Origin of the sequence: Citrobacter meridianamericanus (assembly GCF_041320245.1) — a bacterium.
In the GTDB taxonomy this organism is placed as follows: Bacteria; Pseudomonadota; Gammaproteobacteria; order Enterobacterales; family Enterobacteriaceae; genus Citrobacter; species Citrobacter meridianamericanus.
Map to the genome: position 1 here is coordinate 1,358,840 of NZ_CP101036.1, position 12,776 is coordinate 1,371,615.

A 12,776-nucleotide genomic window follows, 5' to 3' on the forward strand; every position below is an offset into this window, starting at 1 on the left:
AGATTACAGACTAAGGTGAAAGAAAAGTGGGTTGTTGATTGTGGTTGCATTGAGCGTGGCTAATGAGGCTGGAAAGCAGAAACAAAAAAGCCCGCTGATGCGGGCTTTTTTGTCACTCGGGAGCCGTGGCTCCTTTGTGTATCCTTTTTTGTCTCCTCACCGTCTGGTCGGTGTCCTGCTGAGACTGCTAACTTCCTGTTTTACTAGTGCTGTCCTGGCACTGTCCAATCATGATTGGGCTGGCGTCCCTGTGATTTTATTTGCAATTATTTGATATTATTGTATTTTTCATATGTTATTTTATTTTTGGGTTCCAAATAGGAACCCAAAACAGAGCCACAACACTACGCATGATACTAACATGCTTGGTGACGCTCTGCAGCATGCTCAATGTGAGTGTTATGGGATTGTGGCGGCACACGAAAATAGGACGCTGTATTGGAGTATTCCCTACAAATACCCACTTAAAATTGAACGAGTATTTTATGCTCAATCTAATCAACAGACAATATTTTGTAGATCTACTTAGGAGTTTTTAGGTATCCAGTACCTTCATACATTCGCACAATCTACTCATGGCACTTGAAGGGAAGTACGAGGCTCTTCCATTAGTGAAGAGGGGGAATAAACTTCGTATGGATATGTTACATTTATAAACTAGTCCTACTAAATAAAATAAGATAGAAAGAAATATGACTTATTTACCTGACCCTAGAACGCTGGGTCAGGTTGAGTATGTCACTGAGTATAAAGCTTTTGCTTTGTGATTGAATTGTCTCTACTACACTATAGTTTTTGCTGAAGTATTGGGATGAAATACTTATTTCTGACTTTCTGATCTTCCTTTACATCCTTTTTCTCAAAGTAGTCATTATAACTGGTTTGAAGTATAGTCCAATTCAGAAGGTTGTTCGATACGTCTGAAATTACTTTATTTTCAAAACTCACGTATCCTACCGGAAGAGAAACCCCCCGCTTATCATTCAACTTAAAATGGAATAAACTTGCGACCAGCACACCAGGGATAATTAAAAATTCCGCATCCTCACCACCATATTTATTAGGGAGGTCCAGCAGTTCGACATTAGATAACTTCCAAAAATTATTACTTAACGCAATCGATTCTTGAAAACTATTACAAGTCATGCCTAATACAACTTTTGATGTACTCTTTCTTTTGTCGAAAAAGGCGTAGATTTCATCTATTAATTTATTTAAATCAGTGGTTTTTCCCCATGTTTTAGATTCTGAATTTGTGAGCCAAATCAAACCTGAACTCTCTGGCTTATCTTTAAATATAGACTTGATCCTATAAGATAAAAGATCCCTATTACTTTCAGTGTAAAAATTGCCAATTAGCATAAAAGTATCATCATTTATTTTTGCTAATCCATGCTCATAATGATTAACTAAAGCCTTAATATCAAGAGTTCTAGCACCATCATCCCAATACTGAATGAGGAATGGATCATTTGATGCAGCAAGATAATCGTTAAAACTATCATGCTGATCTTTCGCCACATCAACCTCAATAGTTGAATCCATTATAGAGAAAAAGGACTTATCTTCATCCCATTCATCAACTGTTTTGGAAGCATACTCCATTCTCAGAGTACTTGGTGATTCAGTGTCTATGAAATATTCGACCTCAAGAGGTAGAGTTGCATCGTATCGATCTGTAACCTGATTTATTTTATAAAGTTCTTTTATTTCTGAAAAAACATCTTCCTTCAGAACTAGTTCTCTGAATAAATTGAAGTTAGTATCGAACGCGCTTTGCGCTTTGCTCAATAAATTACGATAACATTCATCTGGTAAGTTCAGTGAAATATTAAAATCTTGTGAACTGGAACGTCTGACATCACTAGACAATATTCTAAAACTATACAGTTCAAACTCAACAGGTGAAGTCTCATCGGTTACTTCAAAAAAAGTAGGCCTCAGGTTTCCGTCTTCTTCTGTAAACTTACTCATAGCATAGTAAGTAAGCTTCACTTTCCCTTCATGCCACTCAATCAGATTTTCTTCTTGTAAATCATCTATAATTGCAAGAATCTCTTTATTTGTCAGGCCGAAGTAACCTTGTATTGTATCTAAGGTCGTTGAGGATAATGTATGAATCAGCCTTATCACGAACTCCTTAACTACAGGTAGTTCTCTTTTCTTACTAACAGTGTAATCCATAAAAAAAGACTTCATTGGTAGACCAAAGCAAACCTTATTTAATGCTATTCTCATTTTTTGGCCTCCAAAGAAGATGAATTGATAACAGAATATTCTTCACTATTATGTTCTGAAATATATTTATATACTCGACCAAAGGCTGAGCCTTCATTACGATTTTTCCACATATCAGAATTGCCAATGATAAATAATGCCTCTTTGGCGCGAGACAGTGCCACGTTCGCTCTATTTTCTGACGCTACGTATCCTTGGCTACCGTTCAAATTACTTCTAACAAGGGAAACGATAACAATATCGTTTTCTTTACCTTGATAACTATCTACTGTATCTACTTTAATGATTCCCCTTTCTAATAACGTTCGTGCCCAGGCTACTCTATTAATTTCTCTAATCAGGTATCTAACTTGTTCGCCATACATGCAAATAATACCAATTTTAGGATCGTTGTCTTCAATCAAGAGATCTTCGGAATTTTTGTTAGAAGACAACTTATTTAGAAGTTCCAATATTATTTCTGCTTCATATTTATTAATGTAGCTCTTATGATTCGCATTTTTTGTAGTTGGTCTAGATTCAAATAAATTCTTTTTAGTTTTACTCGTATCAATCCAGGTTACAGGAGTGCATACATCTTCAAACAACTCCAAATAAGCCTTTTTAGTTTTACCTCTACCAGTTTCTAAACCACCTTCTTCTATGTAAAAACATTCAGATACTAAGTTTCCAACAGCCGGTATCATTCTATATTGGACTTTCAAAAATCGGCCAACAGTTTTCCCGTAAGTGGAAACAAAGGCTCTTTCAAAATCGCTGCGCTTTAACTCATCAGTGCTAACATTTGGTAATATTCTTTTTGCTGCTTTGATATGTTCTTCATCGAACAAAGGTGGTAACTGTTTGTGATCTCCAACAAGGAGGACTTTACGTCCGACCTGCATTGCTATTGCAAGCTCACTTGCAGGGGATCTGGCAGCTTCATCAATAACAACTAAATCATAAATGTTCTCTTGAATTCCATAATGATTTCGGCCGATCCCAACACAGGTACCGCAGACTAATGTTCGAGTTTTGGCTAAGAAGTTTTGGAATTGAGATTGACTTGAAGCCATAACACTCAGCCACTCATTTGATATAGAAATGATGTTATTAAACTTTGATATTAAGTTTTCTGAGAAAATTTCATAGTGTCTTGCTAACGCTGAATAAATGAATTCTCGATAGTTGGCAAGCTCAATATTATCTAGATTAAGAACAAGGTCTGCTCTGCGAACGAAGAATTCAGGTAGCTTCTCACGAAATATTTTAATGTGTTTTATTGAAGCGATTTCCGAATCACTATCTGTATCTTTCATGCGAGAAATAATACGATCTAATTGTTTTCCAAATGATCTTTCAAACTCAGTAGCAATGCGAGTAAACTCCTCATCTAAACCTATTTCCTGCGCAACTTTGGCGATGCGTTCTTCATATTCAGCTTTAAATCTATCTCTATAATGTTCTTGAAGGGCCTTTTCTCCCACATCATCAAGCTGTTCAGAAAGGACATGCTGATCGCCAAGACGCACAATATCTATCGATGTATCATTCCTTCCAAATAATGACCTAACTTTCTCTGTAGCATTGTTCACAGCCTCATGTGACTGACTCACCAAAAGTACTCGTCTGGCTCCATTTGAAATACAATAGTGTATAAAAGATCCAATAAATGCAGTCTTACCAGTTCCCGGAGGGCCTTGAAGTAAGCTAATAGGTCCATATTTATATAAACCTTTAAATGCATCTCTCTGTTGCTCATTTAGCTTAAAGAGCACATTGCCATCATGATCTAATTCGGTATATAAATCGAGTTCTGCATCAGTTGGCTCTTTATGCTCTGAAGGCTTTACATTGGCTCCAGGTGAGAAGTAATCTGCGATATTACTTATAATACTTCGATTGTTGACAAGGTTTTCTGTTGCTGATTTTCTCTTATTTAATGACGACGCCGACAATGCCCCTTCAAGAACTAAGGTATCACCAAGCTCAATTCGAGCTTTACCCCAGATATTTATCGCCATCGAATTTGGACCAATATCTGCAATAATTCCAATCCTTCGAAGTTCACCATGTCTATCAGAGTATACAAATACACGCTCAGTATTAAGGTTGAAATCTAAAGCAGCGCCTTCACTAGTGTACTGGAAAATGTACTTATCACCTTGTATTCGGGGGTCTGTAGATATTTCAACTCTGGGATTACTTTCATGCTCGGTATCAATTAGAGCTTTCCATACAACTCTCACATCTGTTACTTTTGAACTCTTAATATTAGATAAAGCAAGCAAGTCGCCACTAGAACTATTCTCTCCGGAATTTATGTTGTTATTCAAAAGTTCTTTGTATGTAGGGCTTTCAAGAATTATATCAAAAAAATCTTCAGAAGATTCACTTTGATATTTACAAAAAAGAATCTCACCATTTAATTCTAGAGTTGATCTCTTTTTGTTTTTGATGAAATCATTATGCCTGATTTCATCAAGATTGGCGGATACAATGAATTTCTTTTCCGGATGCACTAATATGCTCAATCTATGCTTTACACCCGTAATTCGAATTGAAACTAGATTGTTATCCTTACCTTTATTTAATTCAATATCTAAATAATATTTACCATCATCAGACAAGAATGTTCCTTGTTTGATTTGAAGATTTTTATGATAAACATTATAGGTGGCCACAAGTTTTAGAGGAGGAGGCGTCATTATATCCTCTAGCTCATCGTGTAGCTTTATGATTTCTTGGTGAGAAATTTCAGGAAGTTTAATCAATTCATTTAAATATTGAAGTAAATGTGTGAACTGCTTCAAATTAGCCAATTCATAAATTATTTTTACCACAGCGTAGCGATCTATACTCGCCTTAGAGAGATTTTCATGGTTAGAAGGCGCGTAAGTAGGAGTATATTTATTTTCATCGAACTCTATAATATCGATTAAGAACAAACCGTTCTCATTAACGATAATATTCTCAGGATGAATGTCTCCATGATATATATTTGCAGAGTGTATCTCTATTAGTGAAGATAATAATTGCTTAATTCTCAACATAGAAATATCAATGCTACTAGATATTGTAAACTGCTGCCAGGTAATGCCTTTTATCCACTCGAATTGGATAAAAGCACATGTCATTTGTGGATTAAGGCCATAATCTATAATTTTTGGTAAGCACTTTAGGTCAGCATTTTTCCTGATGTCAAGTCTGTTGAAAAAAGACAATAATTGATTATTTACTCCACCATCATTCGAGACATCATTGATACCAAACCAAGCTTTCAAACCAAATGATTCATCAGCTGCTTTTAAAAAAATGAAAGTTCCTTCAGCCTTAACATGATTAGTATTGCCAAAATTGACATATATATTTTTTGATGAGTGATAAGTTGAAAGTAAACCTAATTTATCTTCACTACTAGACTCACCAACATTCAATAGCTTATTTAGTTCAGTTAAGGCTTCTCGTAAGTCCTTAAAGCGGGCCGCAGCTTCTAGCTCTAACCCCCTTTCAAACCATTTCTCAAGTTGTATGCTAATTGGGTTATCTTTAATTGGTTGCCAGAGGTAAATTCCATCTTCCTTTATTGGTGGTTTACCAAATGCAATATAGTGGCAAGCGGCGGTAGCCAAATATACATCACGAGTAAAATGGGTACCATCGGTATCTTCAAACAATTCTTCAGGTGTGGATACTTGGTTGTGCTGAAGTATTTTACGGATATTTGATACTGTTTTATTTTGTGGGTCTGGATATGTTGCAGTTAGAAAATTTGATAGTACTACCTTACTTGGCAATGACACCCAGATGCTATGATTGCCAATGTCACGGTGTGCGACTTCAATATCATGAAGGTTTGCGAGGTGACTGATTAGAGCTTGAATTAGATTTAGTCTATTTTCATCAGTAAGCTTTTTATTGTTTTTTCTAATGAATGTATCAAGTCTTTCTTTTTTATTTGGCCATTCATATAACTCCACGAAGTCAGATGATAATTCACTTGGTAAATATTCTAGTCTCAAGAATGTATCCTTGAGGTCTTCATCTTGGCTACTTATGTAACCAAGTACATCACTTTCTCTATGTGCAATGAGCGATCGTTGCTCAGGTGTTTTAGCATGCTCAATGATACATGGAGACGTGAAGTCCCACCTACGCATAATAGCTTTATAATTGGGATTATCAGACCGTTGACTTTGATATTCAGCGTATAGTCCATCTCTGTGCTGAAATAAATGTTTTCCTTGTAGTATGTAATTGTTTACTGAGTAATTCTTTGCTTTGAAATCTGCGCTATTATTAGAGAAAATTTTATCCCATTGCTTTAAGTTTTTATTAGGGGCATCTTCCTTACGTTTAATTGTCCATGTTTTGTCTTTGAAGTATTGTTTGTAAACCTTATCATCGCCAATTTTCGAGAATTCTTCTAACGTAAATACGTACTCCTGTTCATCTGATGGGAGATCATCCTTTGTAGCAGACCCGCAGAGCACTACACAATAATCTACCCACGGGACAAAACGGTTATTTAACCTTTCTTTCAATTTAGTTGCTAAAATTTGAGCCGATCTCCTTGCCTGCCGTACGCCATTACTACGGTGTTCTTCTCGGCCATCTGGGAACTGCACAACCCATTTACCATCGTTAGAGAATATTTTTCCAGACCATTTTTTTAATTCTACGTTTATGATTCTATCATGCGTAATTAAAATTAGATCGCCTTCAAACTCATTGCTCTGTCTACCGCGCATTTCTAAAGAAGAATAACCCTTCCAAGTATTTGGCAAAGTAGCTTCAAGCTTTTCATTAGCTTCTCTTTCGTAGCCATTAATTCCCAAAGGGTCTAAGCATTTTATTTCCATTATTAGTCCTGTAATAACAGTGTTCTAACTAACCGTGACCGCATTGGCTACTGTTAGCCTTCAATTATGGTTCATAATCACAGCATTATAATCTATTCTTTTTGTGATTAAAACGTAACAACCTTCTGATCTGTTACCCTTGAGTTAGCACCGATTGATCTTTGCAATGTCCGCTTCTGGCTATGAGTTTCTGAACAACGTAAGTTGGTATATGCCCTTGTTTTTTAGCTAAACACTATCGACTTTTTTGTCGATAGTGTTTAGCTATCTGCCCTATGTCGAGAGCTGAAATTGCAATTAATCAAGCTCACAAATCAAACAGTCTTTACTTTTCTCAGATTCCCGGATGGGTTAGCGTCATAGTCCCAGCCAGATAAACCTGAGATATGTTAGGGGCATGTGCCTCTGAGCATGATGGAGACTGTATCTATGAAAAACTGGTCACGAGAGCACAATCAGGAGATCAGAACCTGGTTTGATATCGATAACTACCGGGCACTGGAAAATTGCACTCTGTATGCCCTTTACTACGAGCTGTGGGCGAGGGCTTTGCTTTACAAGCCTGGACCGAGTGATGAAGAGAAAAAGGGGCTGTGGCAGTATATGGTCAAAATTTTCGATGGAAGGCCTCTCCTTTTCGATGAAACGTCACTGGATTTTGAGGCGGATTATGACTGCCTCTATAACCCTCCTCATGTGTTCCTGACGGATATCACAAGACTGGCACAGCTAGGCGTTTCTGCATTGTCAGCAGAGCTCTTTACATGGGATGGTGGCGATGTTTACGGCGTTAACTTACCGCACCATCAGGCCTATGTGTCTGAGGTGATGGCGCCCTTATGTGAAAATACCGTAATGCTAGAAATCGATCTCGCGAGTGGCACAGATGATGAGATAACCGCTTCCATAAAATCGGTACTCCCTCAATGGCGAAAGATTAAGAATGTCACGGCAGACCAATCCGGTGTGGTTAGGTTTGGGTATGGGACAATCAAAAAAATCATCAGCTATCGCCTGGTGGCAATGCTGGATATCTTACTGTGGGCAAAAAGACACGAAGTGAGAATTTCAGATGATCGTCTTTCCCGCCTTTTGTATACCGACGACGATGATGAATCTGTCGTTCGTCAACAGAACCATATAAAAGACTCCGATCGACCTCTGGCGATGAAAGCAGCCACAATCGACTTTATCAAGCAATTCAATCTGTTCATTAACCGAAATTCTCACATTAAAAATATGCGAGTTTCAGACGTGATGAAGCTCGCGGAATCAGGCTGAGCTGAGTTTTCGGATCTTCACCTCTGCGGGATAAATACAGCCTTACAGACTGGAAGCACGCTCCTTTTTTGTTGGGATCAGCCTTACAGTGGCTTCAACGAAACGAAGAAGGGGGACTAAATATGAAAAACAATCAACCAACCCGTCTTATCCGTCTTCCTGAAGTCCTGCAGCGTACAGGCTATGGAAAGGCCTGGATTTATCGTTTGATTAGCGAAGGACGGTTTCCTGCACCAGTAAAGATTGGCGCCCGCGCAGTGGCTTTTGTCGAGAGTGAGATAGATGAGTGGATTGATGCGGTCATTAACAGCTCAAGATCTCATGTAGCGTAAACAAGAGGGATAAAAATGAACATAAGTGATTTTGAGCAGTACGAAGGCTATTTGGAAATTATAGATGATAACCTTTTTGACGAAATTTTTTATATTGATCGTATTGAAAAACTGGAGCCAACTGAAAAGGTCATTGAGGCCATTGAGTTGCTGAGTCGTTTATTTACTGACGACAGAATGGAAATGCTGGAAGAAGTCCGTCAAATGAATATTCTTGCTCAGGCTGATATATTTGATCTGTGGTTTGATATAATAAAATCACGGGATTACGTAGAAGGAGTAGCGAAAGCAGTGATCTATTATAGTATTGGTATGCCTGTGTGAGTCTTACAGAGTAAAGTTTAGGAATGGAGTCTTAAACTTTACGGAAGAGACAATGAATGGTGTTGTTCTTCATTCAATTTATTGGAGTGTATTGCGGGTATGAAAAATTATACCCCCTGGATATTACTATATTGGGTCTGTTTTCAGAAATCTAAAGTATGCAGGGTTAAGGATATACTGATATTTAAATTCTGTACGTGCAATTGTGTTCGCATCAATCAGTTCATTGATAGCCCGATAGAACCGAGCGGGTGTGATATGTATGCCTTCCTTCAGCGCCACTATTTTTGCACGATGAAAACTCAGATATATAATGCGGTTGCCAGTTTTTTCGCGGCAATGTGCGTGAGAAGGTAAAATGCTATAGCTGTTTCTTCGTTCTGCTTTCTTTTCGCTGATGCGTGTTTATCTGTAAGAAGGTATGAAGGGCGTTTTTGTTCCATAAATGATCCTCTTTTTTTATTATAAATACGTCCTCAATTAATGTGCAGGTGAGAGCCATGATTACCACTCGCACAATAGGGATTAAAATGGTATGTCGTCCGCAGGAAACAGGGTTACGGGCTTTCTGTTAGGCTTTACTTTCCTGCCCGAATGGTAAAGATTGAAGGCATCGTCAAAATCCTCAGTATCTATCCTGGATTTTTTAAACTTATCCATCTGTTCTTCATTGAAGCGGCGTGGAATACCTTTTACACAGAGATTCGAATTCAGGTAAACATGGTCATGTTCGGTATCACGAAGCAGAATTTTCTTTTCAAATAATTCTCTAAATGCGCGTGAAACATTGGATTTACATAGTCCGAGTTCTTTTGCAATTTTGGACTGTGAAAAATTAATAAGAATGTTTCCGTAATCCAGAATTGAAAAAAGATAGATAATGATTTTAAATGACGTGGGTGTTAGTTTCATTCTTGCGAGCGTGGCAATGTTGCCTTTGAATACCAGTGAGAAGTCGTCACGAAATGACGTTTTCTTGTGTATGCTGGTTTTGATACTGATCTCTTCTAATTCTTCAGGACTGACGTCAAGGGCCTTTGCTATAATGGATTTTTGTTGTCTGCTTAACGTGATATTGGTGTTTGACATAATGCCTCCTTTTTTATTATTGTGATATCACTTATGGCATATTTAAATCAATTGTCAATAGCTTTTTTTATGAAATATAAATTATTTGGTTTTTATTTTTGGTGAGAGCAAAAACTAATGATCAAGCGTGAATGTAATGTGTTATGAGAGTTATTACGAAGGGTGGTAAGGTTTACCATCACCTGTTATGAGATGAATAACTTTAGGTGGTGAAGTTTATAACCCTGATGGCTTATTAATTTGTTGATTTGATTAACTTTTTAAGGATTATTTTTACATGATAAAAGAGTAATAAAGAAACAAGAAACCACAGCTTCGCGTTTTTATCCAAAAAATTTTCGTGTGCACTCGCAGATAAACACTGTTATTACTGGTTTTCCTCCTGTTATGTTACTGCTTTTAATGAAGCCAGCGCCTCCTGCATGTGGCGCCACCGGGCTTCAGGGCTTCGCTGCCATGAGTACCTGTTGAATGAAATACGCTTCGCGCCAGTGGTCAGATAGCAATGATTAACCTGTTTCAGACTACGGCTCACGCCGAAAACCCATCGGAAAAATCCTTTCTGCTTCAGCGAGTGAGTGCTATGGGCACTCAGCAGCGCTGCATATTTCACTTATCTGTAGTGCTTTTACTGTTGATGAAATCATGAAATAACAGACGTATGCGAAGTTACGGGCGGGAGCAGGTGCGTAGCACTCTACTAAAAATATTCCTGAAGGGTTTTATCTTAAATATTGAAAAACCCAGCTGGAGAAATACATTATATCAATAAGAATGTTTTACTCTGATTATCCTGTCTGTGTCAACAGATGGGGATGTTTTGATAAAAACAATTCCTTTTTGTTTGTATAAAGAAAAATATTCAGCGTGAGTATTGATTTTATATTCAGACCTGATAGTACTTAAATATAAAAACTAAAAAAGGAACGTTATATGAAAAATGACTATGCTCAGGATCAGGAAGAAAAATTTCTATGGGTGATTGATAAATACATTACCAGACATTGTCATAGCCCAATAGACAATGATTTTTACCGTAAATTCTATGCGTTGTTTGTCGGTTACCATCTGAAGTATTTTTATGCGCAGGAGAAGTACTGCAATTCCTGTTTTCATGTCGATAATATTATGCAGATGTTCTCTGGTGTTGTGTCTTATCTTAACGGCAATCTGCTCAGTCAGTTCGCCAACGGCAACACGCTGCTTCAGTCGCTCAACTCGCTGGTAAACTACATTTCACAGGATGTTGCCAGGGCGGAGCGTGTCTATGCCGATTTGCTGGCACAGTATGAGAAAAAACGTATTGCGGGTTCGATGACATACACTCCGCGCCCTGGTGGCAGGAAAAGGTTATGAACCAACGGGAAGGTTAAGTCAGGTCAGTGTGATGACAGCGGCGTACCGCAACAGTCTTTAGACGCCTGGTCATGTCTGTGATACGGCGTTGATTGCAGAAAAAAGCAGGAGCCGGTTCTTCGACGTCCTGCCCAAACATATTACTGAGTGGCCCTATTTTTCAATGGCCTGCCAGCCATCATCCGTTTTGACCACTGTGATCGCTGCAGTGCGTTTGTCGCTATTGACAACAACTGTCACGTTGCATTTGTAGCTTTTATCCGAGATTTTTGCACAGTCGTGTTTTTTGACTGATTTTAATTCCCGCAGTGCATCTTTCGGGACATCTTTACCTGCCAGTGATTTAACGATGGCATTTGTCTGCTCTACGACTTTATTCATGGCATTATAAAGATCCTGCTCTGAAGGTTCGCTGTTGCAGCCGCTCAGGAAAAAGACAGCAGTAACGAGTGTGATAGCGGCATAAATTTTCATAAAAGGATTCCCTGGTTGTGGCATTGTCATTAATGGACAGGGCCTGATTGGGTGGTACTGTTGTTCTCGGAGAATGACCACTGGCTTACAATGTCCCCTTTAAAATCAATATCCAGCGTTCTGGCCTGTGACTGTGATCCACCTGTAAATAATCCGACGATCGGAATGAATGAAGAGGCGTTAATCTGATTGTTGACCATAAAATATCGCCAGGATTCATTGCCACTATCAAGCGTGGTTCTGGTATCCGGTTCGCCAAGCGCGGAAGTTATTTCTGATTTTGTGGTTTTGTTTTTAACTATTTTCGACTGCAGACTTTGCGATGTTTCGTTTCTGAGACTCTGGTTTCCTGTGGAAGAACATCCGGAAAGCAGGAAGGTAATAGTTAAAAACAAAGATATTATAAATCTGTTCATTTATTCTCTCATTTTAAATTTTATATAGCGTAAAGTTAATGTCAGCGTATAAAAATAACTCTGTCCGCATACATTTTTTTAATTTTATAGATAAGAACAATACAGCTTACGAAAAAAGTAATGACGGAGATGAGCGTGCTTTCGGTCAATGAAAATACTAACCAGGCGAGACCTAATGCCACGAATTGAAACAGGAATGCCACACTGAGCGGACTTTCACCGTAAGCGACCTTTGCATGACAGCCTTTGCAAATCCGCACACCGTGAGGGCTTTGTGTAAAGCAGAAGGGGCAACTTATCGTTTGATTATCCATCGTGACTCCGTGTACCTGATTTAAGCTGATGTCTTTTTGAGCATTTTCGGTGAATGATTCTCTTTAGTAAAATTGCTTGTACCGATCGATGATTGCATCATGATAGATTAT

At 38.2% G+C, this 12,776-nt stretch carries 11 protein-coding genes; 4 read left to right on the forward strand and 7 right to left on the reverse strand.

Annotated elements, in window-relative coordinates:
- Nucleotides 1-786 precede the first annotated feature (786 nt).
- On the reverse strand, nt 787-2,238 hold the full coding sequence (locus NMD08_RS06515) for a hypothetical protein (RefSeq protein WP_148444235.1): 1,452 nt from the start codon (nt 2,236-2,238) through the stop codon (nt 787-789).
- Nucleotides 2,235-7,079 carry an AAA domain-containing protein gene (locus tag NMD08_RS06520; protein WP_370619802.1) on the reverse strand — a complete coding sequence of 1,615 codons (4,845 nt, stop codon included), beginning with the start codon at nt 7,077-7,079 and terminating at the stop codon, nt 2,235-2,237. The genes NMD08_RS06515 and NMD08_RS06520 overlap by 4 nt, the downstream gene beginning before the upstream one ends.
- Nucleotides 7,080-7,508: 429 nt before the next feature.
- On the opposite strand from NMD08_RS06520, the gene NMD08_RS06525 reads away from it, so the two are divergent.
- From NMD08_RS06525 to NMD08_RS06535, 3 genes are all read left to right on the forward strand, one after another.
- On the forward strand, nt 7,509-8,360 hold the full coding sequence (locus tag NMD08_RS06525) for a DUF6387 family protein (protein WP_148444237.1): 852 nt from the start codon (nt 7,509-7,511) through the stop codon (nt 8,358-8,360).
- 122 nt (nt 8,361-8,482) lie between these two features.
- Nucleotides 8,483-8,692, forward strand: coding sequence for an AlpA family transcriptional regulator (locus tag NMD08_RS06530; RefSeq protein WP_000794735.1), 210 nt, complete (start codon nt 8,483-8,485; stop codon nt 8,690-8,692).
- A gap of 15 nt (nt 8,693-8,707) precedes the next feature.
- A complete protein-coding gene (locus tag NMD08_RS06535) occupies nt 8,708-9,016 on the forward strand; it encodes a hypothetical protein (RefSeq protein ID WP_370619805.1) in 309 nt (102 codons plus the stop codon).
- A 302-nt stretch (nt 9,017-9,318) separates the two neighbouring features.
- Here the strand turns inward: NMD08_RS06535 and NMD08_RS06540 are convergent, their stop codons facing one another.
- Together NMD08_RS06540 and NMD08_RS06545 are read right to left on the reverse strand one after the other, a co-directional pair.
- A complete protein-coding gene (locus NMD08_RS06540; RefSeq protein WP_370619807.1) occupies nt 9,319-9,459 on the reverse strand; it encodes a hypothetical protein in 141 nt (46 codons plus the stop codon).
- Nucleotides 9,460-9,541: 82 nt separating this feature from the next.
- The gene (locus NMD08_RS06545; protein ID WP_370619809.1) at nt 9,542-10,105 is read right to left on the reverse strand and encodes a helix-turn-helix domain-containing protein; all 564 of its coding nucleotides are present in this window, start codon (nt 10,103-10,105) and stop codon (nt 9,542-9,544) included.
- Between the two features lie 933 nt (nt 10,106-11,038).
- Between NMD08_RS06545 and NMD08_RS06550 the strand changes: the two genes are divergently transcribed.
- Complete coding sequence (locus tag NMD08_RS06550) at nt 11,039-11,461, forward strand: hypothetical protein (RefSeq protein ID WP_370619811.1); 423 nt, start codon at nt 11,039-11,041, stop codon at nt 11,459-11,461.
- A gap of 153 nt (nt 11,462-11,614) precedes the next feature.
- On the opposite strand, the gene NMD08_RS06555 is transcribed toward NMD08_RS06550, so the two are convergent.
- Genes NMD08_RS06555 through NMD08_RS06565 form a run of 3 tightly spaced genes read right to left on the reverse strand, consistent with a single transcriptional unit; the run spans nt 11,615 to nt 12,665 of the window.
- Nucleotides 11,615-11,935: a cell wall-binding protein gene (locus NMD08_RS06555; protein WP_117150874.1), complete on the reverse strand. Its 321-nt coding sequence runs from the start codon at nt 11,933-11,935 to the stop codon at nt 11,615-11,617.
- A gap of 29 nt (nt 11,936-11,964) precedes the next feature.
- Nucleotides 11,965-12,351 (reverse strand): hypothetical protein, encoded by a 387-nt coding sequence (locus NMD08_RS06560; protein ID WP_074164987.1) that lies wholly within the window; start codon nt 12,349-12,351, stop codon nt 11,965-11,967.
- A gap of 41 nt (nt 12,352-12,392) precedes the next feature.
- A complete protein-coding gene (locus NMD08_RS06565; protein ID WP_000370213.1) occupies nt 12,393-12,665 on the reverse strand; it encodes a hypothetical protein in 273 nt (90 codons plus the stop codon).
- Nucleotides 12,666-12,776: the final 111 nt, after the last annotated feature.

What these genes read in the sequence shown, in the direction of transcription:
- NMD08_RS06560 (WP_074164987.1), bottom strand. Translation starts at nt 12,351, where the DNA reads ATGAACAGATTTATAATATCTTTGTTTTTAACTATTACCTTCCTGCTT.
- NMD08_RS06525 (WP_148444237.1), top strand. Translation starts at nt 7,509, where the DNA reads ATGAAAAACTGGTCACGAGAGCACAATCAGGAGATCAGAACCTGGTTT.
- NMD08_RS06550 (WP_370619811.1), top strand. Translation starts at nt 11,039, where the DNA reads ATGAAAAATGACTATGCTCAGGATCAGGAAGAAAAATTTCTATGGGTG.
- NMD08_RS06520 (WP_370619802.1), bottom strand. Translation starts at nt 7,079, where the DNA reads ATGGAAATAAAATGCTTAGACCCTTTGGGAATTAATGGCTACGAAAGA.
- NMD08_RS06540 (WP_370619807.1), bottom strand. Translation starts at nt 9,459, where the DNA reads ATGGAACAAAAACGCCCTTCATACCTTCTTACAGATAAACACGCATCA.
- NMD08_RS06530 (WP_000794735.1), top strand. Translation starts at nt 8,483, where the DNA reads ATGAAAAACAATCAACCAACCCGTCTTATCCGTCTTCCTGAAGTCCTG.
- NMD08_RS06535 (WP_370619805.1), top strand. Translation starts at nt 8,708, where the DNA reads ATGAACATAAGTGATTTTGAGCAGTACGAAGGCTATTTGGAAATTATA.
- NMD08_RS06545 (WP_370619809.1), bottom strand. Translation starts at nt 10,105, where the DNA reads ATGTCAAACACCAATATCACGTTAAGCAGACAACAAAAATCCATTATA.
- NMD08_RS06565 (WP_000370213.1), bottom strand. Translation starts at nt 12,665, where the DNA reads ATGGATAATCAAACGATAAGTTGCCCCTTCTGCTTTACACAAAGCCCT.
- NMD08_RS06555 (WP_117150874.1), bottom strand. Translation starts at nt 11,935, where the DNA reads ATGAAAATTTATGCCGCTATCACACTCGTTACTGCTGTCTTTTTCCTG.
- NMD08_RS06515 (WP_148444235.1), bottom strand. Translation starts at nt 2,238, where the DNA reads ATGAGAATAGCATTAAATAAGGTTTGCTTTGGTCTACCAATGAAGTCT.